27 protein-coding genes and 1 pseudogene are annotated in these 26,467 nt (G+C 65.3%); 1 reads left to right on the top strand and 27 read right to left on the bottom strand.

The window, feature by feature from the left end:
- The 8 genes and pseudogenes from ACDELDRAFT_RS23795 to ACDELDRAFT_RS00540 form a co-directional block, all read right to left on the bottom strand.
- Positions 1–287: pseudogene (locus tag ACDELDRAFT_RS23795) on the bottom strand (aldose epimerase family protein); the annotation flags it as partial.
- A complete protein-coding gene (hisA, locus tag ACDELDRAFT_RS00510; RefSeq protein WP_005792742.1) occupies positions 277–1,023 on the bottom strand; it encodes a 1-(5-phosphoribosyl)-5-[(5-phosphoribosylamino)methylideneamino]imidazole-4-carboxamide isomerase in 747 nt (248 codons plus the stop codon). The gene hisA and the pseudogene ACDELDRAFT_RS23795, both read right to left, overlap by 11 nt.
- A 65-nt stretch (positions 1,024–1,088) precedes the next feature.
- Entirely contained in the window at positions 1,089–1,766 is a 678-nt protein-coding gene (gene hisH / locus ACDELDRAFT_RS00515; RefSeq protein ID WP_005792743.1) for an imidazole glycerol phosphate synthase subunit HisH, read from the bottom strand.
- A gap of 52 nt (positions 1,767–1,818) precedes the next feature.
- On the bottom strand, positions 1,819–2,454 hold the full coding sequence (hisB, locus tag ACDELDRAFT_RS00520; protein ID WP_005792744.1) for an imidazoleglycerol-phosphate dehydratase HisB: 636 nt from the start codon (positions 2,452–2,454) through the stop codon (positions 1,819–1,821).
- Positions 2,451–3,569, bottom strand: a complete 1,119-nt coding sequence (hisC, locus tag ACDELDRAFT_RS00525; protein ID WP_005792745.1) for a histidinol-phosphate transaminase — start codon at positions 3,567–3,569, stop codon at positions 2,451–2,453. The genes hisB and hisC overlap by 4 nt, the downstream gene beginning before the upstream one ends.
- Positions 3,566–4,018, bottom strand: a complete 453-nt coding sequence (locus ACDELDRAFT_RS00530) for a PIN domain-containing protein (protein ID WP_005792746.1) — start codon at positions 4,016–4,018, stop codon at positions 3,566–3,568. Before ACDELDRAFT_RS00530 ends, hisC begins: the two co-directional genes overlap by 4 nt.
- Positions 4,019–4,035: 17 nt before the next feature.
- On the bottom strand, positions 4,036–4,260 hold the full coding sequence (locus ACDELDRAFT_RS00535) for a hypothetical protein (protein WP_040327632.1): 225 nt from the start codon (positions 4,258–4,260) through the stop codon (positions 4,036–4,038).
- Positions 4,261–4,323: 63 nt separating this feature from the next.
- Positions 4,324–5,781 carry an aminotransferase-like domain-containing protein gene (locus ACDELDRAFT_RS00540; RefSeq protein ID WP_005792748.1) on the bottom strand — a complete coding sequence of 486 codons (1,458 nt, stop codon included), beginning with the start codon at positions 5,779–5,781 and terminating at the stop codon, positions 4,324–4,326.
- 153 nt (positions 5,782–5,934) lie between these two features.
- Here ACDELDRAFT_RS00540 and ACDELDRAFT_RS23500 point away from each other — a divergent pair, with 153 nt between their 5' ends.
- Positions 5,935–6,255 carry a DUF2917 domain-containing protein gene (locus ACDELDRAFT_RS23500; protein WP_005792749.1) on the top strand — a complete coding sequence of 107 codons (321 nt, stop codon included), beginning with the start codon at positions 5,935–5,937 and terminating at the stop codon, positions 6,253–6,255.
- 419 nt (positions 6,256–6,674) lie between these two features.
- On the opposite strand, the gene hisD is transcribed toward ACDELDRAFT_RS23500, so the two are convergent.
- The 19 genes from hisD to ACDELDRAFT_RS00635 all read right to left on the bottom strand — a co-directional run bounded on the left by hisD (position 6,675) and on the right by ACDELDRAFT_RS00635 (position 26,415).
- Positions 6,675–7,988: a histidinol dehydrogenase gene (hisD, locus tag ACDELDRAFT_RS00550; RefSeq protein WP_005792750.1), complete on the bottom strand. Its 1,314-nt coding sequence runs from the start codon at positions 7,986–7,988 to the stop codon at positions 6,675–6,677.
- 29 nt (positions 7,989–8,017) lie between these two features.
- Positions 8,018–8,404: a hypothetical protein gene (locus ACDELDRAFT_RS00555; protein WP_232504677.1), complete on the bottom strand. Its 387-nt coding sequence runs from the start codon at positions 8,402–8,404 to the stop codon at positions 8,018–8,020.
- 66 nt (positions 8,405–8,470) lie between these two features.
- A complete protein-coding gene (hisG, locus tag ACDELDRAFT_RS00560) occupies positions 8,471–9,115 on the bottom strand; it encodes an ATP phosphoribosyltransferase (protein WP_420042314.1) in 645 nt (214 codons plus the stop codon).
- Positions 9,116–9,117: 2 nt separating this feature from the next.
- Positions 9,118–10,398 carry a UDP-N-acetylglucosamine 1-carboxyvinyltransferase gene (gene murA / locus ACDELDRAFT_RS00565; protein ID WP_005792753.1) on the bottom strand — a complete coding sequence of 427 codons (1,281 nt, stop codon included), beginning with the start codon at positions 10,396–10,398 and terminating at the stop codon, positions 9,118–9,120.
- Positions 10,399–10,486: 88 nt separating this feature from the next.
- Positions 10,487–10,729, bottom strand: a complete 243-nt coding sequence (locus ACDELDRAFT_RS00570; protein ID WP_005792754.1) for a BolA family protein — start codon at positions 10,727–10,729, stop codon at positions 10,487–10,489.
- Between the two features lie 147 nt (positions 10,730–10,876).
- Positions 10,877–11,632, bottom strand: coding sequence for an ABC transporter permease (locus ACDELDRAFT_RS00575; RefSeq protein ID WP_005792755.1), 756 nt, complete (start codon positions 11,630–11,632; stop codon positions 10,877–10,879).
- Positions 11,629–12,567 carry an ABC transporter ATP-binding protein gene (locus ACDELDRAFT_RS00580; RefSeq protein ID WP_005792756.1) on the bottom strand — a complete coding sequence of 313 codons (939 nt, stop codon included), beginning with the start codon at positions 12,565–12,567 and terminating at the stop codon, positions 11,629–11,631. Before ACDELDRAFT_RS00580 ends, ACDELDRAFT_RS00575 begins: the two co-directional genes overlap by 4 nt.
- 97 nt (positions 12,568–12,664) lie before the next feature.
- A complete protein-coding gene (locus ACDELDRAFT_RS00585; protein ID WP_005792757.1) occupies positions 12,665–12,937 on the bottom strand; it encodes an STAS domain-containing protein in 273 nt (90 codons plus the stop codon).
- A 16-nt stretch (positions 12,938–12,953) separates the two neighbouring features.
- The gene (locus ACDELDRAFT_RS00590) at positions 12,954–13,595 is read right to left on the bottom strand and encodes an MlaC/ttg2D family ABC transporter substrate-binding protein (RefSeq protein WP_005792758.1); all 642 of its coding nucleotides are present in this window, start codon (positions 13,593–13,595) and stop codon (positions 12,954–12,956) included.
- A 126-nt stretch (positions 13,596–13,721) separates the two neighbouring features.
- Complete coding sequence (locus ACDELDRAFT_RS00595) at positions 13,722–14,516, bottom strand: MlaA family lipoprotein (protein WP_005792759.1); 795 nt, start codon at positions 14,514–14,516, stop codon at positions 13,722–13,724.
- On the bottom strand, positions 14,513–15,001 hold the full coding sequence (gene mlaD, locus ACDELDRAFT_RS00600; RefSeq protein WP_005792760.1) for an outer membrane lipid asymmetry maintenance protein MlaD: 489 nt from the start codon (positions 14,999–15,001) through the stop codon (positions 14,513–14,515). Before mlaD ends, ACDELDRAFT_RS00595 begins: the two co-directional genes overlap by 4 nt.
- A 34-nt stretch (positions 15,002–15,035) precedes the next feature.
- Positions 15,036–15,818: a lipid asymmetry maintenance ABC transporter permease subunit MlaE gene (gene mlaE / locus ACDELDRAFT_RS00605; RefSeq protein ID WP_005792761.1), complete on the bottom strand. Its 783-nt coding sequence runs from the start codon at positions 15,816–15,818 to the stop codon at positions 15,036–15,038.
- Complete coding sequence (locus ACDELDRAFT_RS00610; RefSeq protein WP_005792762.1) at positions 15,815–16,648, bottom strand: ABC transporter ATP-binding protein; 834 nt, start codon at positions 16,646–16,648, stop codon at positions 15,815–15,817. The genes mlaE and ACDELDRAFT_RS00610 overlap by 4 nt, the downstream gene beginning before the upstream one ends.
- Positions 16,649–17,072: 424 nt before the next feature.
- Positions 17,073–17,867 carry an amino acid ABC transporter ATP-binding protein gene (locus tag ACDELDRAFT_RS00615; protein WP_005792763.1) on the bottom strand — a complete coding sequence of 265 codons (795 nt, stop codon included), beginning with the start codon at positions 17,865–17,867 and terminating at the stop codon, positions 17,073–17,075.
- Positions 17,848–18,501, bottom strand: coding sequence for an amino acid ABC transporter permease (locus ACDELDRAFT_RS00620; RefSeq protein ID WP_005792764.1), 654 nt, complete (start codon positions 18,499–18,501; stop codon positions 17,848–17,850). Before ACDELDRAFT_RS00620 ends, ACDELDRAFT_RS00615 begins: the two co-directional genes overlap by 20 nt.
- A 134-nt stretch (positions 18,502–18,635) precedes the next feature.
- The gene (locus tag ACDELDRAFT_RS00625; RefSeq protein WP_005792765.1) at positions 18,636–19,433 is read right to left on the bottom strand and encodes an amino acid ABC transporter substrate-binding protein; all 798 of its coding nucleotides are present in this window, start codon (positions 19,431–19,433) and stop codon (positions 18,636–18,638) included.
- Positions 19,434–19,635: 202 nt separating this feature from the next.
- Positions 19,636–20,061, bottom strand: coding sequence for an IPTL-CTERM sorting domain-containing protein (locus ACDELDRAFT_RS26165; protein ID WP_420042313.1), 426 nt, complete (start codon positions 20,059–20,061; stop codon positions 19,636–19,638).
- Between the two features lie 97 nt (positions 20,062–20,158).
- Positions 20,159–21,637, bottom strand: coding sequence for a glutamate synthase subunit beta (locus ACDELDRAFT_RS00630; protein ID WP_005792766.1), 1,479 nt, complete (start codon positions 21,635–21,637; stop codon positions 20,159–20,161).
- A 44-nt stretch (positions 21,638–21,681) separates the two neighbouring features.
- Positions 21,682–26,415: a glutamate synthase-related protein gene (locus ACDELDRAFT_RS00635; RefSeq protein ID WP_005792767.1), complete on the bottom strand. Its 4,734-nt coding sequence runs from the start codon at positions 26,413–26,415 to the stop codon at positions 21,682–21,684.
- Between the last annotated feature and the right edge of the window lie 52 nt (positions 26,416–26,467).

The raw sequence follows: 26,467 nt of genomic DNA on the forward strand, positions 1-26,467 counted from the left end.
CGCACCGCCAGGCCAGGTTGCGCGCAAACCCGTGCTTGGGCAGCGGACCGCGCTGATTGAACTGGGGAAAACACAGCGGAATGCCGCCGCGGATGGCCGTGTGGCCGTCAAAAAACCGCACGGGGGCTGAGGTAGAGGCGCTCGCGCCCGTCCGCCACCCACGACAGCACCTGGGCGCCATGGCAGGCCACAAGCGCGCTGTCGCCGTTGGCGGCCTGCAGGCGAATGCAGGGCTGGCCCTGCACCGTCTCCAGGCGGCCCGCGGCCACCGCGGAGTCAGGCTGCATTGCCCAGCGCGTCGGCCCGGGCCTGGGCGGCGGCGAAGTCGAGGTCGCCGCTGTAGATGGCCCGGCCGCAGATCACGCCTTCGACGCCTTCGCTCTCCACGGCGCACAGCTGCTCGATGTCGGCCATGTTGGACAGGCCGCCCGAGGCGATCACGGGGATGGACAGCGCCTGCGCCAGCTTGACGGTGGCGTCGATGTTGATGCCCGACAGCATGCCGTCGCGGCCGATGTCGGTGTAGATGATGGATTCGACGCCCCAGTCCTCGAACTTGCGGGCCAGGTCCACCACCTCGTGGCCGGTGAGCTTGCTCCAGCCGTCGGTGGCCACCTTGCCGTCCTTGGCATCGAGGCCGACGATGATGTGGCCGCCGAAGGCGCTGCAGGCGTCCTTGAGGAAGCCGGGGTTCTTCACGGCCGCGGTGCCGATGATCACGTAGCGCAGGCCGCCGTCAATGTATTTTTCGATGGTGTCCAGGTCGCGGATGCCACCGCCGAGCTGCACCGGAATCTCGTCACCCACTGCCTTGAGAATGGATTTGATGGCGCCGTGGTTCTTGGGCACCCCCGCGAAGGCACCGTTCAGGTCCACCAGGTGCAGCCGGCGCGCGCCGGCATCGACCCACTTGCGCGCCATGGCGGCGGGGTCTTCACCAAAGGTGGTGGATTGGTCCATGTCGCCTTGCTTGAGGCGTACACAGTGGCCGTCCTTGAGGTCGATGGCGGGAATGAGCAGCATGGTGGTGAAGTTCGGGGGATAAAGGGCGAGTCAGTGCTCGGCCCGAACGGGTGGATGTGAGGAAATCAGGGGTTCCAGTGCAGAAAATTGCGGTACAGGGCCAAGCCGTGCTCCGCGCTTTTTTCCGGGTGAAACTGGGTGGCGAAAATATTATCGCGTGCAATGGCCGCGGCAAACAGACCGCCGTAGTCTGTTTGCCCGGCGCAGTGGGCGGCATCGCGCGGCACGGCGTAGAAACTGTGCACGAAGTAGAAGTAGCTGTCGTCGGGCACCCCGGCCCATACCGGGTGCACGCCGCCCGCATGGTGGGCGTGGTGCACCTGCCGCACCTGGTTCCAGCCCATTTGCGGCACCTTGTAGCGGCTACCGTCGGGCTGGGTGCGGCCTGCCAGGTCGAACTTGAGCACATCGCCAGGGATCAGGCCCAGCCCCGATGTATTGCCCTCGGCGCTGTGGTCCAGCAGCATCTGCATGCCCACGCACACGCCGAACATCGGCTTGGTGGCGGCGGCCTCAAGCACCGAGTCCTGCAGGCCCGATTCGCGCAGTTCGCGCATGCAGTCGGGCATGGCGCCCTGCCCCGGCAGCACGACGCGCTCTGCTGCGCGCACGTCCTCGGGGCGCTGGGTGACGAGCACGGTCCAGCCTGAGCCCACGGCGGCGGCCTGCACGGCCTGCGACACCGAGCGCAGGTTGCCCATGCCGTAATCAACCACCGCCACTGTTTTTGCTTTCATATTCATAGCTGCTGGCGCTTATCCATCAAGCGCTAGGGCCCGATTTGCTTCAAAAAAATCACAAAGAACCCTTGGTGGAGGGAATCACGCCCGCCGCGCGCGGATCGCGCGTGAGCGCCGCGCGCAGCGTGCGCCCGAAGGCCTTGAAGATGGTTTCGCACTGGTGGTGGGCGTTGACACCCTTGAGGTTGTCGATGTGCAGCGTGACACCCGCGTGGTTCACGAACCCCTGGAAGAACTCGTACACCAGCTGCGTATCGAGCTGGCCGATGCTGCCCGCCGTGAACTTCACGTCGATGTGCAGCCCCGGGCGGCCCGAGAAATCCACCACCACGCGCGAGAGCGCCTCGTCGAGCGGCACATAGGCGTGGCCGTAGCGCTGGATGCCTTTCTTGTCACCCACGGCGCGCGCGAACGCCTGCCCCAGCGTGATGCCCACGTCTTCCACCGAGTGGTGGCCGTCGATGTGCAAGTCGCCGTCGCAGTCGATCTCCAGGTCGATCAGGCCGTGGCGGGCAATCTGGTCGAGCATGTGGTCAAAAAAGCCGATGCCGGTGTGCAGCTTGGCCTGGCCGGTGCCGTCGAGGTTGATGCGCACGGTGATGCGCGTCTCGGCGGTGTTGCGGCTGACCTCGGCGGTGCGGTCGGCCGTCGGGTCGGCCAGTGAGGAGGTGACGAGTGCGGAAGAAGTCATAGGGAAGCTTGCAGGGCGGCCAGCATCTGCGCGTTGTCGGGGGCAGCGCCCACCGTGAGACGCAGGCAGTTGGCCAGCAATGGGTGCATTGTAGAAACGTTCTTGACCAGAACCTTGCGGGTTTTCATGCCCTCGTAGGCTTTGGCCGCATCCGCCACGCGGATCAACACCATGTTGGCCTCGCTGTCCCAGCATTTTTCTACACCCGGCATCTGGCGCAGCGCCTTGACCAGCACGGTGCGCTGGGCCACCAGTTCGGCGGCCTGGGCGGCAAACACCTCGGCGTGTTCCAGCGCAAACAGGGCGGCTTCGCAGTTGAGCACGCTCACGTTGTAGGGCGGGCGCACCTTGTCGATTTCTGCCACGAAGGCCGCCGGACCGATGAGGTAGCCCAGGCGCACACCCGCCAGGCCAAACTTGCTGAGCGTGCGCATGAGCAGCACATGGGCGTTGCGGGCGGGCTCGGCACGCATGCGGTCGATCCAGGTGCGGCTGGCAAAGGGCTGGTAGGCCTCGTCCATGACCACGATGCCGCCCTGCGCGCCCGCGGCGTCGATGATGCGCTGCACGGCGCCCTCGTCCCACAGCGTGGCCGTGGGGTTGTTGGGATAGGCGATGTAGGTGATGGCGGGCCGATGCTGGGCGATGGCGGCCAGCATGGCAGGTTCGTCCAGCTCAAAGTCGGGCGTGAGCGGCACGCCCACGAAATCGAGGCCCTGCAGCTGTGCCGACAGCGGGTACATCACGAAGCCCGGCATGGGCGCGAGCATGGTGGCACGCTGGCCCGTGCCAGGTTGTGCGCAGGCCAGGGCCAGCAGGGTGATGAGCTCGTCCGACCCGTTGCCCAGCACGATGCCGTAGCCCTCGGGCATGCCGGCGTAGCGCGCCAGGGCGGCCTTCAGGTCGGCAATGCGGTCGCCCGGATAGCGGTTGAGCGCCACCATGCCCAGGCGCTGGCCCAGCGCGGCCTGCAGGTGCGGGGGCAGGCCGAAGGGGTTCTCCATGGCGTCCATCTTGAGCATGCCGGCGGAGGGCTGCACGCCATACGCGTGCATGGCGCGCACGTCGGGACGGATGCGGGCCAGGGCTTGGAGGGGAGACGACGGAGTGGTCATTCGGCAGTGTCCAGTTCGGAGGGTGCAACAAGAAAGGGGTTGATGGGGCGCACTGCGTCCAGCGGCTCGCCGTGGGGCAAGGCCTCGGTCAGCAGGTAGCGGCAGCCCTGCTGGTGGGCGGACGACAGGATGAGCGCGTCCCAGTAGCTCAGGTGGTAGCGGTCCTGCAGATCCCAGGCGCCGTCCACGGTGTATGCATCAAGGTGCGGCGGCAGCCACACACGCAGGCGGCGCACCTGGGCGCGCACCTGCTGCACCACGCGTTGCCCATCAAAGCGCTGGATGGCCTGGTTGTACAGCTCGTTGAGCACCTGCGAGCTGATGCGGCCGCTGCGCGTCTGCCAGCAAAAGCTGATCCATTCGCGCGCGCGGGCCTGGCGCGCCGAATCGCGCTCGTCCACGCTGGCCAGCAGGATTTCGGTATCCACAAAGATCGGGGCCGTCGCCATGCAATCCGTCCTGGTTCTCAGCGTCGGAACAGCGTCTCGCGCGGCACGTAGGGGCCACTGGAGGTGCCCCAGGTCTCGAAGCTCAGCGCCTCGCGCATGGCCTGGACGTAGGCATCTTCCTGGCGCATCTTCTCGGCCAGCCATTCACCGAGCAGCCGCGAAACGCTGCTGCCGCGCCGGGCGGCCTCGACGCGCACCCATTCGGCAACGGCGTCGTCCATGGTGACCGTGATGTTCTTCATGACGGGGGCCATATTACACGAACTTCGTGCACCACGAACTTCGTGGCGATTCTTTACACTGCGTCAGGCAGCGCGGAGTTGTGCCCTCCGGCGCAGCATGCGACATGCCACATCGCCCACGGTGCACAGTGCGGCGAGGTGCGCGGGCGACCAGTCGCCACCCACGCCGATGCGCAGGCAATTGCGAAACCGCCCGCTGGCGCTGAACAGGGTGCCCGGTGCAATTAGCACCTTCTGCGCCAGGCAGACTTCGTGCAGCTGCACCGCGTCGAGCGCACGCGGCAGTTCCAGCCACAGCAGCAGTCCGCCGGGCGGATCGCTCACCCGCGTGCCCGGCGGAAAATGCGCGGCAACGGCGCGGCGCACTTCGTCCATGCGCGCCGCGATGGCCGCACGCAGCTGCCGCATCGCGGCCGCATGGCCCGCCTGGGTGATGAGATCGGCCAGCGCCAGTTCCAGAACGGCCGACTGCCCGCCCGCCTGCAGGTCCTTGATGGAGCGCAGCTTGTCGGCCCAGCGCCCCGGCTCCAACCACCCCAGGCGAAGCCCGGGCGCCAGCGTCTTGGAAAATGAATCGCAGAGCATCACCTGGCCCGTGGTGTCGTAGGACTTGACCGAGCGGCGCACCTCGTCTATTTCTGCGAGGTCGTTGTAGATCGCATCCTCGATCACCGCCAGGCCGTGGCGCGCCGCCATCTGCGCCAGGCGCCGGCGTTCAGCCTGCGGCATGCAGCTGCCCAGCGGGTTGCTGAGCGTGGGCACCACCATTACGGCCTTGACGGGCTGGGTGTCCAGCGCGAGTTGCAGCGCATCGAGCGACAGGCCATGGCGCGGGTGCGTAGGAATTTCGAGCGCCTTGAGGTGCAGGCCCTGCAGCACCTCCAGAAACGAAAAATGCGTGGGCGACTCGAGCGCCACCACATCGCCCGGCTGAGTCACCGCCCGAAGGCACAGCGCAATGCTGTCCATGCAGCCGCCGGTGATCACGATGTTTTCAGGGTCCAGGCTGCAGCCCAGGCCCACGGCGTAGCGCGCAATGGCACGGCGCGCATCCTCATGGCCCGAGGACGAAGGGTAGGTGCACAACAAGGTGCGGTGGCGCTGCGCGGCGCGCACCACGGCACGGCGCACACGGTCGGGGTTGAACAGTTCGGGGCCGGGCGTGCCACTGCTGAAGGAGATGATGTCTTCGGGCTGCTTGCGGCCCAGGATGCGCTGGCCGAGCCAGTCCACCGACACCTCGCGCGGGCGGCGCAGGGGGCGGGGCGTGCTGGGCTCGGGCAGGCTCACGGGCCGCGCCGCCACGAAGAAGCCCGAGCGCGGACGCGCCGTGATCAGCCGCGCATCCTCCAGCCAGTGGTAGGCCTGCACCACCGTGGTCTGCGCCACGCCATGCTGGCGCGCCAGCTCGCGCACCGAAGGCAGCTTCTCGCCGCGCGCCAGGGTGCCATTGCGGATCAGCTGCGCCAGCTGTTCGGCGATCCGAAGGTACAGAGGGGGTGCGTCATCTTTGGTGGCCATGGGTGCATTCTGTACTGGCAAGCCCGCGAGAGGGCAGTACAAAGTCGCATCTGTACGTGCAGTACAGATGCCTTGCACCCGTCGTCTGTACTGCACCAGATGGTGTCTGCCTGTGGGTGGCGGCCGGCGCCACGTGCTTTCACAGTACACCCCATGAACTACGCCCCTGCCCTCCTCCCTTCCACCCCACCGGCACCACCTGCACTGCCGCGGCAGCAGCAACCTGCGTGCTCGCTCACGTGGCACACCCAGGCCCTGGCGTCACCCCAGGCCGTGCACGTGCTGGACTTCCGCCGAAACGAGACGGCCCTGCTCGAAGTGAGACAAGGCCGCGCGTGGGTGACCTGCGATGGCCAGCTCGAAGATTATTTTCTCGAACCCGGGCAGCGCCTGTCGTTCACCGGCCCAGTCCGGCTGCGCGTGAGCGCCGAGGGAGGTGTACCGCAGCTTCGCTGGGCATGCGCAAAACCCTGAGCCGGAGTGGCCGGAATCGTAAGCGCCGAGAGCGTCCACAACCCTCCATTGGGGTCCAAGAGACGCCGCCTTGCGTCAGCGAGCGCGAACGCTGAAGGGCCGTGTTCAGTCGGGGCACTCCCTCTGCAATGGGGCTGCTTTGCAACTCTTCGACAGACGCGCGGCACGCTCCCTTCACCATCCCACGGCCCCTTGCCCTGGGCACCCTGCGCTCATTCGCTGCGATGGCCAGCTGGCGGCGGGAGGCTTGAACGCGCCAATGCACGCTGTTGGCACTGTCGGCGCTGAGGAGCAGCTGGGAACTCGGGCAGCCCACATAAGCAACCCGCAGCCGGCACCCTCAACAAAAATAGCTGCTTGCGCCTGATGATCCGGCGCGAGCAGCTATTTTTCTTTAGGAGCATTGACTCCTGCGGCTTCTATCGTTTCAACCGCATCTCCGCCGCCTGGGCGTGGGCCTGCAGGCCCTCGCCATGGGCCAGCACGCTGGCGATGGCGCCCAGCGTCTGGGCGCCGGCCTCGCTCACCTCGATGAGGCTGCTGCGCTTCTGGAAGTCGTACACGCCCAGCGGGGACGAAAACCGTGCCGTGCCGCTGGTGGGCAGCACGTGGTTGGGGCCGGCGCAGTAGTCGCCCAGGGACTCGCTGGTGTAAGCGCCCAGGAAGATCGCACCCGCATGGCGCAGCAGCGGCTCCCAGCGGTGCGGCTCGCTGCTGCTCACTTCCAGGTGCTCTGGCGCAATGCGGTTGCTGATGGCGCAGGCCTCTTCCATGTCTTTCGTGAGGATCAGCGCGCCCCGGCCGCTGAGGCTTTTGGCGATGATCTCGGCACGCGGCATGGTGGGCAGCAGGTGGTCGATGGCCGCCTGCACGGCGTCGATGTAGGCGGCATCGGGGCACAGCAGGATACTTTGCGCCAGCTCGTCGTGCTCGGCCTGCGAAAAGAGGTCCATGGCCACCCAGTCGGGCGGCGTGCTGCCGTCGGCCAGCACCAGGATTTCGCTCGGGCCGGCAATCATGTCGATGCCCACGGTGCCAAAGACATGCTTCTTGGCGCTGGCGACATAGGCGTTGCCGGGGCCGGTGATCTTGTCCACCTTGGGGATGGTCTGCGTGCCGTAGGCCAGGGCACCCACGGCCTGCGCGCCGCCGATGGTGAAGGCGCGCGTGACGCCGGCCACGTAAGCGGCGGCCAGCACCAGCAGGTTCTTCGCGCCCTGCGGGGTGGGCACGACCATGATGATCTCGCCCACGCCCGCCACGTGCGCGGGGATGGCATTCATGAGCACGCTGCTGGGGTAGGCTGCCTTGCCGCCGGGCACGTAGATGCCCACGCGGTCGAGCGGCGTGACCTTCTGGCCGAGCAACGTGCCGTCTTCGTCACGGTAGCTCCAGCTCTCACCGGAGGCTTTTTTCTGGGCCTCGTGGTACTTGCGCACACGGGTTGCCGCCGCCTGCAGCGCATCGCGCTGGGCAGCGGGAAGGGTGTCGAAGGCGGCCTTGAGCTCGGCCTGCGTCAGCTCCAGTGCAGCCATGGCGCCGGCCTGCAGCCCGTCGAAGCGCGCGGTGTACTCGAGCACCGCCGCGTCGCCGCGCTGGCGCACGTCGGCCAGGATGTCGGCCACGCGTTGCTCGATGGCGGCGTCGGTGTCGGCCGACCAGTGCAGGCGGGCCTGAAAGGCAGACTCAAAATTGGCACTGTCGGTGCGCAAACGTGCAGGCGTGGCTTTCATGGATTTCCGTCGATGTTGTCTTACGCTGATTACTCTGTATCAGCAGACACTTCACGTGTCTTGCGGTTGTAACGCAGGGTGATTTTGTCAAGTTCACAGAGGTTGAGCCCCTCCCACTCGACCTCCGACCCATCGTCTGTAAATATGACCTTGATGTCCTGAACGCAGTTTTTGGTGTCACCAAATTTGAACTTTCGGGCCTGCCCATTGAGCAGTTGATTGCTACCGAGTCGGTCTTTGCCCCAATTGTCCTTTTGAGTGGGTGATATGTAGACCTCGTTCAATGCGTAACCCGTCCGATTGACCAGTGTGAAATCCGCGTCTGCGGCATGGGACACGCCGCTCAGAACCAAAAATCCCAGCAAAACTGCCTTCTTCAACATACGTGCCTTTTTTGTTATGCGCAGATACATCATCTGCGCGGGCGCGATTGTGAAACCGCCCCAGCGCACGGGCAAGCACGATTTGGCACGTACGACCGCTCAGGACTGTGCAGGAATGGCCGACGCAAACGCATCGATGATGCGGCGCAACGGCGCCTGCTTGAGCTTGAGCGCCGCCTGGTTGACCACCAGATGCGAGCTGATGTCCATGATGCGCTCCACCTCGACCAGATGGTTGGCCTTGAGCGTGTTGCCCGTGGACACCAGGTCCACGATGGCATCGGCCAGGCCCGTGAGGGGCGCGAGTTCCATGCTGCCATAGAGCTTGACCATGTCGACGTGCACCCCCTTGCTGGCAAAGAAATCGCGTGCGATCGAGGTGTATTTGGTGGCCACCTTCAGGCGCGAACCTTTCTTCACGGCCTGGGCGTAGTCGAAATCGTTGCGCACGGCCACGCTCACGCGGCATTTGGCAATGCGCAGGTCGAGCGGCTGGTACAGGCCCTGGCCGCCGTGCTCGATGAGGGTGTCCTTGCCCGTCACGCCCAGGTCGGCGCCGCCATATTCCACATAGGTGGGCACGTCGGTGGCACGCACCAGCACCACGCGCACGCCGGGCTGGTTGGTGGGCAGGATGAGCTTGCGTGATTTTTCGGGGTCTTCCAGCACCTCGATGCCGGCGGCCGCCAGCAGCGGCAGGGTTTCTTCAAAGATGCGGCCCTTGGACAGGGCGAGGGTGATCATGCTCATCGAATTCTTTCAATGTCCGCGCCGATGCCGCGCAGCTTGGCTTCCATGCAGTCGTAGCCACGGTCGAGATGGTAGATGCGGTCGACCACGGTCTCGCCAGTGGCCACCAGCCCGGCGATGACCAAGCTGGCCGAAGCGCGCAGATCGGTGGCCATGACGGTGGCGCCCGACAGGCGGCCCGCCGTGCCCACGCCCTCGATCACCGCCACCTTGCCATCGACCTGAATCTTGGCCCCCAGGCGCAGCAGTTCGTTGACGTGCATGAAGCGGTTTTCAAAAATGGTCTCGGTCACCGTGGCCGTGCCCTGTGCAACGCAGTCGAGCGCCATGAACTGCGCCTGCATGTCGGTGGGAAAACCGGGGTATTCGGTGGTGCGAAAGCCCTGTGCCTTGAGCGTGGCCCCGCCCGCGCTTTGCACGCGGATGCCGCCTTCGACGGCCTGCACGTCGGCGCCCGCCTCGCGCAGCTTGTCGATCACGGCGTCGAGGTGGTCGGCACGGCCATGGCGCAGCACCACGTCACCGCCGGTGGCGGCCACGGCACACAGGAAGGTGCCCGCCTCGATGCGATCGGCCACCACGCGGTGCGTGCAGCCGTGCAGCTTTTCGACGCCCTGGATGCGGATGCGGCTGGTGCCGTGGCCTTCGATCTTCGCGCCCATGGCGATCAGCATTTCGGCCAGGTCCGAAATCTCCGGCTCTTGCGCAGCGTTTTCGAGCACGGTCTCGCCCTCGGCCAGGGCTGCGGCCATGAGGAAGTTCTCGGTGCCCGTTACGGTGACCATGTCGGTGGTGATGCGCGCGCCCTTCAGACGCGTCCAGCCCGTGGGCAGCTTGGCGATCATGTAGCCGTGCTCGACCACGATCTCGGCGCCCATGGCGGCCATGCCCTTGATGTGCTGATCCACCGGGCGCGAGCCGATGGCGCAGCCGCCGGGCAGTGACACCGTGGCCTCGCCAAAGCGGGCCAGCAGCGGGCCCAGGGCCAGCACCGATGCGCGCATGGTCTTGACCAGCTCGTACGGCGCCTCGGGCGTGCTCAGCGCGCTGGCATCGATGCGCACCGTGCCATCGTCAGCGCGCTCGGCCGCCACGCCCATGTTGCGGATCAGCTTGAGCATGGTGCTCACGTCCTGCAGCCGGGGCACGTTGAGCAGCGTGACCGGGTCTGCCGTGAGCAGCGCGGCACACAACTCCGGCAATGCGGCGTTCTTGGCGCCAGAAACCAGCACCTCGCCATGCAGGGCGCGCCCGCCGCGGATCAGGAGTTTGTCCATCTCGAAAACCAGGTATATGAATAAAAAGTGCCTCTAGCGCTTATGAATCGTGCGCAAGCAGCTATAAAAACAAGAGCGGCGGGCAGTATCACTGCGCCTGCGCCGCCCACTCGGCGGGGGTGAAGGTCTTCATCGACAGGGCGTGCACCTCGTCGTTGGCCAGTTTGGCGCCCAGCGTGGCGTACACCCGCTGGTGGCGCTGGATGGCCCGCTTGCCCTCGAACTCGGCCGAGACGATGGTGGCGTACCAGTGGCGGCCGTCACCCTCGAGAGTGATGTATTCGCAGGCCATGCCGGCGGAGATGATGTCTTTGAGTTGGTCGGCAGTCATGTCAGTCATCCAATGCGTTGTGCGCCGCCCAGGGCGCAGGAAGCCGGCGCTCGCCCTCGGGCTGCCCGGCGGCGGAAAACCGGCTTTGCCGGCGCGCGGCAAAGGCCCCGCTGAAGCAGCAAGGCGCGGGGCAGCTCGAAGGGTATTTCATGTCCTGATCTTGTAGCCCGTGCGCAGCAGGTGCACGGCCAGGGCGCTGACGGCCAGCCATGCAATGGCCACGATGCCCAGGCTGAGCCAGGGAGAGGTGTCGCTCTGCCCGAAGAAGCCATAGCGGAAGCCGTCGATCATGTAGAAAAACGGGTTCAGGTGGCTCACGGTCTGCCAGAAAGGCGGCAGCGACTGGATCGAATAGAACACGCCCGACAGGAAGGTCATGGGCACGATGACGAAGTTCTGGAATGCCGCCATCTGGTCGAACTTGTCGGCCCACAGGCCGGCAATCACCCCCAGCGTGGCCAGCAGCGCGGCGCCCAGCAACGCGAACACCAGAATCCACAGCGGCGCAGCGAACTCGGGCCGCGCAAACACCAGGGTGACGATGAACACCCCCAGCCCCACAACCAGCCCGCGCACCACAGACGAGCCCACGTAGGCCACAAACCACGCCCAGTGCGACAGCGGCGTGAGCAGCACGAACACCAGGCTGCCCATGATCTTGCTCTGGATCAGGCTCGAGGAGCTGTTGGCAAAGGCGTTCTGCAACACGCTCATCATCACGAGGCCCGGCACCAGGAAAGCCGTGTAGCTGATGCGGTCGTAGACCTTCACATGGTCTTCGAGCACATGGCCAAAGATCAGCAGGTAGAGCACGGCGGTGAGCACGGGCGCGGCCACGGTCTGGAAGCTCACCTTCCAGAAGCGCAGCACCTCTTTGTAAAACAGGGTCTGCCAGCCGATCACAGGGCCACCTCCGACATGGGGATGTTCGACGCAGAAGTTCCCGACATCACCTGCAGGAACACGTCTTCCAGGTCCGGGCGGCGAATTTCCATGTCCTGGACCTCAACCCCGGCAATGCGCAGGACGGCCAGATGGTTTTCGATGTCTGCCGCATCGTGCGCGGGCAACTGGACAATGCGGCCGGTGACCCGTGCAATGGCGTCCAGCGACGGGGGCAGCGCGGCGTCGGTCTTGAACTGCAGCACGCTGCCCGAGGCCGTCTTGAGCAGCTCGGACGTGCGGTTGAGCGCCACCACCCGCCCGGCCTTGAGCATGGCGATGCGGCCGCACAAGGCTTCGGCCTCTTCGAGGTAATGCGTGGTGAGCAGCACCGTATGGCCTTCCTTGTTCAGGCGGGCAATGAAGTGCCACAGCGTCTGGCGCAGCTCCACGTCTACGCCGGCCGTGGGCTCGTCCAGCACGATGATGGGCGGCTTGTGCACCAGGGCCTGCGCCACCAGCACGCGGCGCTTCATGCCGCCCGAGAGCTGGCGCATGTTGGCGTTGGCCTTGTCAGACAGCCCCAGGTTGGCCAGCAGTTCATCGATCCAGGCATCGTTGTTCTTCACGCCGAAATAGCCCGACTGGAAGCGCAGCGCCTCGCGCACGTTGAAGAACGGGTCAAACACCAGTTCCTGCGGCACCACGCCCAGCTTGCGCCGCGCCTCGGCAAAATTGGCCTGCACGTCGCTGCCCTGCACCAGCACACGCCCGCTGGTGGCCCTTGCCAGGCCGGCCAGGATGCTGATGAGGGTGGTTTTGCCGGCACCGTTGGGGCCGAGGAGCCCGAAGAACTCGCCTTCCTCAATATCCAGGCTGACCTGGTTCAGTGCCTGGAAAGGGCCTTTGGGCGTGGCAAAGGTCTTGGAGATGGCTTGGAATGAGACTGCGGGCATGGGAGCCTGTGATTTTACGGTCTCGGCCCACCGGCTGCCCGCCGGGTGGCTGCGCCCCCCGCGTCGGCGAAGGACTTTGCAGGCGCTGCGCGCGTTGTCAGCCGGCGACCGGCAACAGGGTATCGACGCCGTAGAGCCCCGCCATGCCGGCAAGCGATGCAGGCAGGCCCTTGACGGCAAAAGACTTGCGTTCCGCCAGCGCCTCGCGGCGGCACTCCAGCAGGACGGCCAGGGCCGAAGTGTCAAATACCGCCAGGGCGCTGGCATCCACCACCAACTCGGGCCCTTTGAGCACTTTAAGGCCCTGCACCAGCATGCGCAGGCAGCCACTGGCCTGGCGGTGGGTGAGCTCGGAGGGAAGCACCAGCATGCGCGGGTTCTCGCCGTCAGCCCTTGGCGGCATTGGTCTTGTTGCGCGCCACCAGCGCCTGGATGAGGCCGTCCACCCCGCGGGCGTTGACCTCGGGCGCGAATTGGCCACGGTAGGTTTCCACCAGCCACACGCCCAGCACGTTAAGGTTGTAGATCTTCCAGCCGGCGCCTTCGCCCGGGGTTTTCTCGAGGCGGTAGTCGAGCTGGATCGGGTCGCCCCGGCCCGTGACCTCGGTGCGTACCAGCACGTCCTTGTCATCAGCGGCGGCGCGCAGGGGTTTCATGTGGATGGTCTGGTCGCTCACCTGGGCCAAAGCGCCCGCGTAAGTGCGCACCAGCAGGATCTTGAATTCTTCCTGCAGCCGCTTTTGCTGCTCGGGGCTGGCCTGGCGCCAGCCCGGCCCCACGGCGGCGGCCGTCATGCGCCGGAAGTTGACGTTGGGCATGACGATCTTGTCCACCAGCGAGATCACCTTGCTGATGTCTCCGGCCTGGATGGCCTTGTCGCCCCGCACGCTGTCGATCACTTCGGTGGACAGGCGCTTGATCAGCGCGTCGGGCGCCTCATCGGCAGCTTGGGCCGCCCAGGGCATGGCCACGGACGCGGCCACTGCCAGCATGGCCGCCATGCGGCCCAGGTTACGTCGATTCATCATAAAAATCACTCCATCGGGCGAACGGGTCACCCTGTCTTTGCATTGTGGGGCGCCACCGTGTACGCCATGCATCGCCACGTTGCACGCAGGCAAACATTGCAACGATGCGCAAGCTCCGCGCGCGACTCAGCGGTCTGGCTCGGGGGGAAGCACGCCGCCCATGTCGTCACCGTTTGCGTCGTGCGCGCCCGGACGCTCGGAGCGCTGGGCACGCACCCGCAGGTACACGTCGCGCGTGAAGCTGTATTTGTCGAGCGCGGCGCCTTCGAGCACGGCGCCCGCGCCCAGCAGGCTGGCACGGGTGTCCACCGCCCGCAGGGCATAGAGGGAATTGCGCGTGGACACCGGATCCACCTGGCGCACCAGATTGCCCTGCATGTCAACCGGCAGCGCCGCCGTGTCGCGCACCGTGGAAGGCCCCAGCAGGGGCAGCACCAGATAAGGGCCGGTGGGCACGCCCCAGCGCCCGAGCGTGAGGCCGAAGTCCTGCCGGTTGCGCTCCACACCCATCTCGGAGGCCACGTCGAACACACCGCCCAACCCGAACACCGTGTTCACATTGAAACGCACCAGGCTGGACAAGGCCTCCTCTGCGCGCAATTGCAGGACACTGTTCACGAACGACCAAGCATCGCCGAGATTGCCAAAGAAGTTGTTCACCCCCGTGCGCACCGTAGAGGGGACGACCTCCTTGTAGGCCGTGGCCACGGGCTTGAGCAGCGCGGTGTCCACGTCGTCGTTGAAACGGGTCATGCTGCGGTTGTAGGGCTCCAGGGGGTCATTGGGATTGGCCCCGGGACCGCTTGCACAGCCTGCCAGCAACACCGCGCCCAGCACCAGCGCGCACCAGCGCAGGCCCGCCGTGGCTGGCCCGTACGCCCCCTTGTTGCGGGCCGGGCCCGCAGTCATCGATGTTGTCATTTTTTTCTTCCTGCGTCGGGGGTTTTACCGCCGTCCTCGGCCTTGCTGTAGAGAAACTGCCCGATGAGGTTTTCCAGCACCACGGCAGACTGGGTGGCCGACACGGTGTCGCCGGCTGCCAGGTTCTTTTCGTCGGCCCCCGCCTCGATGCCGATGTACTGCTCGCCCAGCAGCCCGCTGGTCAAAATCTTGAGCGAGCTGTCCTTGGGGAAAGCGTAGCGCTTGTCCAGCTCCAACGTCACGCGGGCCTGAAAGGTCTTGTCGTCAAATGTGATCGATTCCACGCGCCCGACCACCACGCCGGCGCTGCGCACCGCGGCCTTGGGCTTGAGCCCGCCAATGTTGTCAAAGCGCGCCGTCACGCGGTAGCCCGTCTGGAAATTCAGGTGCAGCAGATTGGCCGACTGCAGCGCCAGAAACACCAGCGCCGCGACGCCCAGCATGACAAACAGGCCCACCCAGACATCGTTTTTGGATTGTTGCATCGTGCTTTCCCTTGTGCCGCCGGCTGCGCCGGCGTCAGATACTGAACATGGTGGCCGTGAGGACAAAGTCCAGCGCCAGCACCGCTAGCGAGGCCATCACCACGGTGCGCGTGGTGGCACGCGAAACCCCTTCGGGCGTGGGTTTGGCCGTATAGCCCTGCAGCAAGGCCACGAAGGTGACGGTGAAACCGAACACCAGGCTCTTGATGAGGCTGTTGCCCAGGTCGCTGAAAACATCCACGCCGCCCTGCATCTGGCTCCAGAACGCCCCTCCGTCGAGGCCGATCATCACCACTGCGACGACCCATCCGCCCATCACGCCCACTGCGCTGAACACCGTCGCCAGCACGGGCATGGCGATCACCCCCGCCCAGAAGCGCGGCACCAGAATGCGCCGCACCGGGTCGACGGCCATCATCTCCATGGCGCTCAGTTGCTCACCGGCGCGCATCAGGCCGATCTCTGCCGTGAGCGACGTGCCGGCGCGCCCCGCAAACAGCAGGGCCGTGATCACCGGCCCCAGTTCGCGCAACAGGCTCAGCGCCACCAGCTGGCCCAGGGCCTCGGTGGAGCCGAAATCCTGCAGGGTGTAGTAGCCCTGCAGCGCCATCACGAAGCCCACAAACAGGCCCGACACGGCAATGATGGCCAGCGAATAGTTGCCCAGGAAATGCACCTGGTCACGCACCAGACCCGGCCGCTGCACGGCGGCAGGGAACAGGCGCACCAGTTGCCCGAACAGGCGTGCCGCCTGCCCCACGTCGGCCAGTTGGCGGCGCACGGCCAGCCCCACGTCGGAAGGTCGCCACCAGCTCATGCGGACCTCCCGTCCAGCGGGCCGAAGTCGGCGTCCACGCCCGGGCCTGGGTAATGGAAAGGCACGGGACCTGTGGGCAGTGCGTTCACGAACTGGTGCACCAGCGGGTCGGGGCTGGACCGCACCTCATCGGGTGTGCCCTGGGCCGCCACCACACCGGCGCCCAGAATGATCACGTGGTCGGCCAGCGCAAAGGTGGCCTCGAGGTCGTGCGAAACCAGGATGGTGGTCAGGCCCATTGCATCATTCAGTTGGCGGATGAGCTGCGCGGCGGTTCCCAGCGAAATGGGGTCGAGCCCGGCAAAGGGTTCGTCGTACATGACGAGTTCGGGGTCCAGTGCAATGGCGCGGGCCAGCGCCACACGCCGCGCCATGCCGCCAGATATCTGGCTGGGCATGAGATCCCGCGCGCCACGCAAACCCACTGCATGGAGCTTCATGAGCACGATGTCGCGCACCAGCGCTTCGGAAAGGTCGGTGTGCTCGCGCAGCGGAAACGCCACGTTCTCAAACACGTTCAGGTCCGTGAACAGGGCGCCGAACTGGAACAGCATGCCCATGCGCCGCCGCGCCGCATAGAGGCCCGCCGCATCCATGCGCCCCACGTCCTGCTGGTCGAACAGGACTTCCCCCTGTTGCGCCCGGTACTGGCCGCCAATCAGGCGCAGCACCGTGGTCTTGCCCCCGCCCGACGCGCCCATGAGCGCCGTCACCTTGCCGCGCGGGATCTTCAGCGAAACGTCGCGCAGGATCACGCGCTCACCGTACCCGAAGGTGACGTTGCGCAGTTCCGCCAGCGCTGGGGCAGGCAAGGAATCGGTGGATGGCATGGTGCAGGACAAAAAACGCCGCCAAGGGCCGGGGCCCTGACGGCAGGCTCAGCATCATAGGGGAAACCCCTTGGATATGCCGCGCCCATCATTAAAACCTGTGGTTTGGATATGACGCTCAGCTATGCTTGACGGTTCTAAGAAACTCGTGACAAGTTCCGCCCGGGACGGCGACGTTGGTTGTCGGGGCGTTTCGCCGCGCAGCGCATTGCTGGTGCCCTCGCTGCGGAACCCGCAGTCCGCCCCGACGCAGCCCCCGCGGCCGCCACCGCCGGGCGAGCGCAGGCACCCACGCAGCACGCAGCAGATTCCTGCCTGCTTCCTTGCTGCCGGCGGGCCCTCTTCCACCAGTGCGCCCCATTAATCAAAAACAATAGCAACACGTGCTTACCGCACAAGCGCCACAGCCATCTTTGGATTCAAATCACAGCATGTGCTGCAAAAACACCCGCGCCCGTTCATGGCCTGGGTCGGCAAAGAACTCTGCTGCTGGCCGGGCAGCCACCAGTTCGCCCTGGTCCATGAAGGCCACCGTGTTCGCCACCTCGCGTGCAAAACCCATTTCGTGCGTGACCACCAGCATGGTCATGTGCTCCTCGGCCAGTTCCCGCATGGTGCGCAGCACTTCGCCGGTGAGTTCGGGGTCGAGAGCGGAAGTGGGTTCATCAAACAGCATGATGTCCGGCTCCATGCACAACGCCCGTGCAATGGCGACGCGCTGCTTTTGGCCACCCGACAGGCGCGAGGGGTAGTTGTCGCGCTTGGCCGACAGACCCACCTTGGCCAACAGGGCCTCGGCCCGGGCCACCGCCACGTCGCGCGCGAGGCCTCGCACCACCAGGGGCGCCTCGATCAGGTTTTCCAGCACCGTGAGGTGGGGAAACAGGTTGAAGTGCTGGAACACCATGCCGGTTTTGGCGCAGATGCGGCGCACCTCGGTGTCGGGCACGTAGGTGCAACGGCCCTGCGCGTCGGTGGTGGCCAGCGTCTCGCCCTCGATGGCGACGTGGCCGCGGTCGATGGTTTCCAGGTGGTTCAGGCAGCGCAAGAAGGTGCTTTTGCCCGAGCCCGAGGGGCCGATGATGGCCACCACCTCGCCGCGTGCGACCTGCAGCGACACGCCCCGCAGCACCTGCGTGGAGCCAAAGGCCTTGTGCACGCCCCGCGCCTCGATCATGGGCGCGCTGCCGCTGGCGCCGTCATTCATCGTATTTGGCATAGCGTTTCTCCAGGCGCTGGAAGCCCCAGGTGAGCACCAGGGTCATGATGAGGTAGAAGGCCGCGGCCACGATGAAGGGCGTGGTGGTGAAGTCGCGCTGCACGATGCCGCGCGCGGCGCGCAGCAGATCGTTCAGGGCCAGCACGTAGATCAGCGAGGTGTCCTTGACCAGGGTGATGGTCTCATTGCTCATGGGAGGCAGGATGCTGCGCACCATCTGCGGCAGCACGATGCGGCGCATGGTCTGGCCGTAGTTCATGCCCAGCACCTTGGCGGCCTCGTACTGACCGCGGTCCACCGACTGGATGCCGGCGCGGAAGATCTCGGCGAAGTAGGCCGCGTAGTTCAGCGCGAACGCCACCACGGCGGCCGGAAAGTCGGGCAGGCGCACGCCGATCACCGGCACGAAGGGCAGAGCGAAATAGATGAACAGCATCTGCAGCATGAGCGGCGTGCCGCGCATGAGCCAGATGTAGCCATTGACGGCCGCCGACAGCGGCTTGAAATGCGACAGCCGCGCCAGCGCCAGCACCAGGCCGAGCGGCACGGCGAGCACGAGCGTGATCGCGAACAGCTTCAGGGTGACGGTGGCGCCCTGCGCCAGCGGCCCCAGAAGGGAAAAAACGTAGTCCATGCGTATTGCCTCGGCGTCCGGCACAGGCGCCGGCCCCTGATTGTCGCGGCCTGTGCGGCCGCCACAAAAAAGCACCGGCAAACCCGCATGGGCAGCCGGTGCCGGGGGCGTGCCGTCTCAGCGACGGCCGCTATTTACTTGATGATGTTCTTGCCGAACCACTGCTCGGCAATCTTGGCGGCGGCGCCGTCGGCCTTCATGTCGGCCAGGGCTTTTTCAAGCTTGCCGTGCAATTCGGTATCGTCCTTGCGCAGGCCCACGCCATATTCTTCGGTGCCGAAGTTGTCGCCCAGCACGGCATAGGCGTCAGGCTTCTTGGCCACGTAGTAGCGGCCCACCACCTCGTCCACCACCACCGCTTCGAGGCGGCCGGTGGTCAGGTCCATCAGGGCGGTCACGTTGTCGCCAAAGGTCTTGAATTCCTTGAACGACTTGAAGACGGCGTCTTCCTTCTTGATGGCGTCCACGGCGCTGGAGCCTTCCTGCGCGCCCACCACCTTGCCGGCCAGATCGGCCTTGGTCTTGATGGCCGAACCGGCGGGCACCACGATGATCTGGTGGTTTTCCATGTAGGGCGCGGTGAAGGCGATGTTCTGCTTGCGCTCTTCGGTGATGGTCAGGCCGTTCCACAGCGCATCCACGCGCTTGCCCGACAGTTCGGCTTCCTTGGCGCTCCAGTCGATCGGCTTGAATTCCACTTCCAGGCCCAGGCGTTTGGCGGCTTCCTTGGCCATGTCGATGTCAAAGCCGACCAGCTGGTTCTTGTCGTCGCGAAAACCCATGGGCGGAAAGTTGTCGTCCAGGCCGACAACGATCTTCGTGGCGGCGGCAGGTGCCGGCGCGGGTGCGGCAGCGGGAGCGCTCTCCTGCTTGGAGCATGCGGCCAGCAGGGCACCCAGCGACAGCAGGGCAACGGCGGCGATCTTCTTCATGGTGTGGCGGTTCTCGAAAGTTGAAAAGGCGGGGCGCGGCGCCCCGGGGAAAACCCTTGATTTTCCCACCGAAGCCCGTGCTTTCACCCATTCGCACCAAATGGGCGTGCAAAGACGGAGCAGCAAGCGCCAAAAACTATCTTTTCAATAGCGATGAAAGACCACAGAACAGGGGCTGCGAGCAGTTTTCCCCAAAAAAACATCAATCCCTCCGCCGAAGCGCGCCAAGCCCCCACAGCCCCATCAGGGATGTGAGCCCCAGCAAACCCCACGTCCCCAACGACGGAACGGCCGCAGGCGCCGCGGCCACCCCAGCAATGGAAAAATTGACGACTGCAGACGCAGCCGACGCATTGCCCGCGGCGTCCGTGGCGGTGGCCTCCACGGTGTGGGGACCCGCTGCAAGCGGCGCTGGCGGTGTAAACGACCATGCACCCACGCCGGAGGCGGTCACCGTGCCCACTGGCACCCCGTCAATGGACACTGCCACCGTGCTCCCGGGTTCAGGGCTCCCATTGAACTCCCAGCCGCGGGCGCGCTGACGCCCCCTCCAATTAATTCCAATGGCTCTTGGCGACGAGGGCGACTCTGCCGTGGAAGGCCCCAACATCAAGACATCTTTGGACATCCGGCGGCCACCCGTCCGGCGGGCCAGCCCGCAGCCAGGAACGTACGGACAAAGCAAAACGGCGCCCAAGGGCGCCGCTTGCAGGTGCAGACGCGAGTCAGCGTGGCAGATCGGAATAGCCCATGAGGAACTCGTCCACGGCCCGTGCCGCCTGGCGGCCCTCGCGGATCGCCCAGACCACAAGGCTCTGGCCGCGCCGCATATCGCCTGCGGCAAACACCTTGGGCACGTTGGTGGCGTAGCCGCCATCGAAGTCGGTCGTGGCGCGGGCGTTACCACGAGCGTCCTTGTCGATGCCGAAGGCGTCGAGCACGGGCGCCACCGGGTGCACGAAACCCATGGCCAGCAGCACCAGGTCGGCCTGGTAGTGCTTCTCGGTGCCGGCAATCTCGACCAGCTTGCCATCCTTGAATTCGACCTGCACCGTGGTCAGGCCCTTGACCTTGCCCTTTTCGCCCGTGAACTCCTTGGTGGAGATGGCGAATTCGCGCACGCAGCCTTCCTCGTGGCTGGAACTGGTGCGCAGCTTGAGGGGCCAGTAAGGCCAGGTGAGGGGGCGGTTTTCCACCTCGGGGGGCATGGGCATCACCTCGAACTGGGTCACGCTGGCCGCGCCGTGGCGGTTGCTGGTGCCCACGCAGTCGCTGCCGGTGTCGCCACCACCAATGACGATGACGTGCTTGCCATCCGCGCGGAGCTGGCCCTTGAGCTTGTCGCCGGCGTTGACCTTGTTCTGCTGGGGCAGGAACTCCATGGCGAAGTGGATGCCGTCGAGATCCCGGCCCGGCACGGGCAGGTCGCGCGATTGCTCGGAGCCGCCGGTCAGCAAGACGGCGTCGAACTCCTTGTGCAGTTGCTCAGGCGTGACGGTTTCCTTGGCCCAGTTGGTGACCTTGGAATCCTTGCCCAGGCCGTCCTTGGCGGCGCCCACGAACACGCTGGTGCGGATGACCACGCCTTCGGCTTCGAGCTGCTTCACGCGGCGGTCGATGTGCGACTTCTCCATCTTGAAGTCGGGGATGCCGTAGCGCAACAGGCCGCCCACGCGGTCGTTCTTTTCAAAGAGGGTGACGCTGTGGCCCGCGCGCGCCAACTGCTGGGCTGCGGCCAGGCCGGCGGGGCCCGAACCCACAACGGCGACCTTCTTGCCTGTCTGGTGCTTGGCGGGGCGCGGTTGCACCCAGCCCTCGGCCCAGGCGCGGTCAATGATGGCGTGCTCGATGCTCTTGATGCCCACGGGATCGTCGTTCACGTTCAGCACGCAGGCTGCTTCGCACGGTGCGGGGCAGATGCGGCCCGTGAACTCGGGGAAATTGTTGGTGCTGTGCAGCACCTCGATCGCGCTCTTCCAGTCGGCGTGGTACACCAAATCGTTGAAGTCCGGAATGATGTTGTTCACCGGGCAGCCGTTGTTGCAGAACGGCGTGCCGCAGTCCATGCAGCGCGCGCCTTGCACCTTGGCCTGCGCCTCATCGAGGCCGATGACGAATTCCTTGTAATGCTTGAGGCGCTCGCCGACAGGCTTGTAGCCTTCTTCGATGCGCTCGTATTCCATGAAGCCTGTGGTTTTTCCCATGACGGTGTCCTTATGAATGCTGTGCTGGAGTCGGTGGTACCGCCTTACTTGGCAGGCGTCACTTCCTTATTGATAGCAGCTACCGCTGGAGTAGCGGGCTCTTCCAGCACTTTTCGCTCATAAATTTCAGACAGCGCTCGCTTGTACTCGGTCGGGAAGACCTTGACGAACTTGCTGCGCGAAGTGGCCCAGTTGTCCAGCAGCTCGCGGGCTCGCTTGCTGCCCGTCCAGCGGTTGTGGTCTTCCAGCAGCTTCTTGAGCTGGGCTTCGTCGCTCTGGCCGTTGTGCCAGATCGCGCGCGGCACCGTGGCCTCTTGTTCAGAGGCGGGAAGGATGCGCTCGAGCGTCACCATGGACATGTTGCAGCGTGTATCAAACTGCCCGTCTTCGTCGTACACGTAGGCCACGCCGCCGCTCATGCCCGCCGCAAAGTTGCGGCCGGTCTTGCCCAGCACCACCACGGTGCCGCCGGTCATGTACTCGCAACCGTGGTCGCCCGTGCCTTCGACCACCGCGGTGGCACCCGACAGGCGCACGGCAAAGCGCTCACCGGCCACGCCGCTGAAGAAAGCCTCACCCGTGGTAGCGCCGTACATCACGGTGTTGCCCACGATGGTGTTGCGCACCGCCTCGCCCCGGAAATCGATGCTGGGACGCACGATGACACGGCCACCCGACAGGCCCTTGCCCGTGTAGTCGTTGGCGTCTCCGATCAGGTACAGCGTGATGCCGCGCGTGAGGAACGCACCGAACGACTGGCCGCCCGTGCCCTCCAGCTGGATGCGGATGGTGTCGTCAGGCAAGCCTTCGGGGTGCACACGGGTGACCGCGCCGGACAGCATCGCGCCGACCGAACGGTTCACGTTGCGCGCCACCTCGATGAACTGCACGCGCTCACCCTTTTCGATGGCAGGCTTACTGCGCTCGATGAGCTTGCGGTCCAGCGTGTGCTCGATGTTGTGGTCTTGCACGTCCACGTGGAAGCGGGGCACATCGGCGGGCACGTTAGGCTGGGCAAACAGGCGGCTGAAGTCCAGGCCGCGTGCCTTCCAGTGTTCCAGGCCCTGGCGCATGTCGAGCAGGTCGGTGCGGCCGATCAGGTCGTCGAACTTGCGGATGCCCAGCTGGGCCATGATCTGGCGCACTTCTTCGGCGATGAAGAAGAAGTAGTTCACCACATGCTCGGGCTTGCCTGAGAACTTCTTGCGCAGCTCGGGGTCTTGCGTGGCCACGCCCACGGGGCAGGTGTTCAGGTGGCACTTGCGCATCATGATGCAGCCCTCGACCACCAGAGGCGCCGTGGCAAAGCCGAACTCGTCAGCGCCCAGCAGTGCGCCGATGGCGACGTCGCGGCCGGTCTTCATCTGGCCGTCGGCCTGCACACGGATGCGGCCGCGCAGGCGGTTCAGCACCAGGGTCTGCTGGGTTTCGGCCAGGCCGATTTCCCACGGGCCGCCGCAGTGCTTGATGGACGACCAGGGCGAAGCGCCCGTGCCGCCGTCGTGCCCGGCGATCACCACGTGGTCGCTCTTGCACTTGGCCACGCCGGCGGCGATAGTGCCCACGCCCACTTCGGAGACCAGCTTGACGCTGATGCCTGCGTGAGGCGCCACGTTCTTCAGGTCGTGGATCAGCTGGGCCAAGTCCTCGATGGAGTAAATGTCGTGGTGTGGAGGGGGCGAGATCAAACCCACACCCGGCACGCTGTGGCGCAGCTTGCCGATGTAGTTGGAGACCTTGCCGCCAGGCAGCTGGCCGCCTTCGCCCGGCTTGGCGCCCTGGGCCATCTTGATCTGGATCTGGTCCGCCGACGACAGGTATTCGGCCGTGACGCCAAAGCGGCCCGACGCCACCTGCTTGATGCGGCTGCGCAGCGAGTCGCCGTCCAACAAGGGCAAATCGACTTCGACGTTTTCCACGCCGATCACGCTCTTGAGCGTGTCGCCCTTCTTGATCGGGATGCCCTTGAGTTCGTTGCGGTAACGCGCAGCGTCCTCGCCGCCTTCGCCCGTGTTGCTCTTGCCGCCAATGCGGTTCATGGCCACGGCCAGCGTGGCATGGGCTTCGGTGCTGATGGAGCCGAGCGACATGGCGCCGGTGGCAAAGCGCTTGACGATTTCCTTGGCGGGTTCGACTTCATCGATGGAGATCGCCTTGGAGGGATCGATCTTGAACTCGAACAGGCCGCGCAAGGTCATGTGGCGCTTGCTCTGGTCGTTGATGATCTGGGCGTATTCCTTGTACGTGTTCCAGTTGTTGGCGCGTGTGCTGTGCTGCAGCTTGGCAATCGCGTCGGGCGTCCACATGTGTTCTTCGCCGCGGGTGCGCCAGGCATATTCGCCGCCGGCATCGAGCATGGTTTCGAGCACCGGGTCATCACCAAAGGCGGCCTTGTGCATGCGGATGGCTTCTTCGGCAATTTCGAACACGCCGATGCCTTCCACGCGGCTGGCGGTGCCGGTGAAGTACTTGCCCACGGTGTCGGTGTTCAGGCCAATGGCCTCGAACAACTGGGCGCCGCAGTAGGACATGTAGGTACTCACGCCCATCTTGGACATGATCTTGGACAGGCCCTTGCCGATCGCCTTGACGTAGTTGTAGATGGCCTTGTCGGCCGACAGGTCACCGCCCAGCTCTTTGTGCATGTCGGCCAGGGTTTCCATGGCCAGGTAGGGGTGCACGGCTTCGGCGCCGTATCCGCCCAGCACGGCGAAGTGGTGCACCTCGCGCGCGGTGCCGGTCTCGACCACCAGTCCGGCCGTGGTGCGCAAGCCTTCGCGCACCAGGTGCTGGTGGATGGCCGACAGCGCCAGCAGTGCGGGGATGGCCACCTGCGTGGCGCTCACGGCGCGGTCGCTGATGATGAGGATATTGGCGCCGCCCTTGATGGCGTCCACGGCCTGCGCGCACAGCGAGGCCAGCTTGGCTTCGACCCCTTCACGCCCCCAGTCGAGGGGGTAGGTGATGTCGATCGTGACGCTGTGGAACTTGCCCTGCGTGTGCTTTGCGATGTCGCGCAGCTTGGCCATGTCGGCGAAGTTGAGCACCGGCTGGCTCACTTCGAGGCGCATGGGGGGGTTGACCTGGTTGATGTCCAGCAGGTTGGGCTTGGGGCCGATGAAGCTGTTGAGCGACATCACGATGGCCTCGCGGATCGGGTCGATCGGCGGGTTGGTCACCTGGGCGAACAACTGCTTGAAGTAGTTGTACAGCGGCTTGTTCTTGCCCGAGAGCACGGCCAGCGGGCTGTCGTTGCCCATCGAGCCAATGCCCTCTTCGCCGTTCTTGGCCATGGGCGCCATCAGGAACTTGATGTCTTCCTGCGTGTAGCCAAAAGCCTGCTGGCGGTCCAGCAGCGGCAAGCCTGCGGCTGGCGGGACGGCATGCGCCGCATCTGCGGTAATGCTGTCGAGCTTGATGCGCAGGTTCTCGATCCACTGCTTGTAGGGCTTGGTGTTGACGATGTTGGCCTTGAGCTCGTCGTCGTCAATCATGCGACCCTGTTCCAGATCGATCAGGAACATCTTGCCGGGCTGCAGGCGCCACTTGCGCACGATCTTGTTCTCGGGCACGGGCAGCACGCCCGACTCCGAGCCCATGATGACCAGGTCGTCATCGGTGATGCAGTAGCGCGAAGGGCGCAGGCCGTTGCGGTCCAGCGTGGCGCCGATCTGGCGGCCGTCGGTGAACACAATGGAGGCCGGGCCGTCCCAGGGCTCCAGCATGGCGGCGTGGTATTCATAGAAGGCGCGGCGGCGCTCATCCATGGTGGTGTGCTGCTCCCAGGGCTCGGGGATCATCATCATCACGGCCTGGCTGATGGGGTAGCCGGCCATGGTCAGCAGTTCAAGGCAGTTGTCGAACGTGGCCGTGTCGGACTGGTCGGCAAAGCTGATGGGGTAAAGCTTTTGCAGATCGGCCGCCAGCACGGGCGAGGCCATCACGCCTTCGCGCGCTTTCATCCAGTTGTAGTTGCCTTTGACGGTGTTGATTTCACCGTTGTGCGCCACATAGCGGTACGGGTGGGCCAGCGGCCACTCGGGGAAGGTGTTGGTCGAGAAGCGCTGGTGCACCAAGCCCACAGCCGAGACGCAGCGCTCGTCTTGCAGATCCAGATAATAGGTGCCCACCTGGTCTGCCAGCAACAGCCCCTTGTAGACCACCGTGCGGCTGCTCATGCTGGGCACGTAGTACTCTTTGCTGTGCTTGAGCTTGAGGTTCTGGATGGCGGCGCTGGCCGTCTTGCGGATCACATAGAGCTTGCGCTCGAGGGCATCCTGCACGATCACATCGTTGCCACGGCCGATGAAGACCTGGCGCAAAATAGGTTCCTTGGTGCGCACGGTGGGCGACATGGGCATGTCGCGGTTCACCGGTACGTCACGCCAGCCGAGCAGCACCTGCCCCTCGGCCTTGATGGCGCGCTCCATCTCCTGCTCGCAGGCCAGGCGGCTGGCGTGCTCTTTGGGCAGGAAGATCATGCCCACGCCATATTCGCCGGCGGCCGGCAACGTGATGCCCTGCTTGGCCATCTCCTCACGGTACAGAGCATCCGGAATCTGGATCAGGATACCGGCGCCGTCGCCCATGAGCTTGTCGGCCCCCACCGCGCCACGGTGATCGATGTTTTCCAGAATCTTGAGGGCCTGCGTCACGATGTCGTGGCGCTTCACACCCTTGATATGGGCCACAAACCCGAGGCCGCAGGCGTCGTGTTCGTTACCTGATGAATACAAACCGTGTTGTTGCAGATGCTGGATCTCGGCAGCCGTGGTCATGGCGCACTCCTCTATTTTTTCGCAGGGACCGCAAGATTAGTGCATTGCAACA

The sequence above is a fragment of the Acidovorax delafieldii 2AN genome, from assembly GCF_000175235.1.
In the GTDB taxonomy this organism is placed as follows: Bacteria; Pseudomonadota; Gammaproteobacteria; order Burkholderiales; family Burkholderiaceae_C; genus Acidovorax; species Acidovorax delafieldii_B.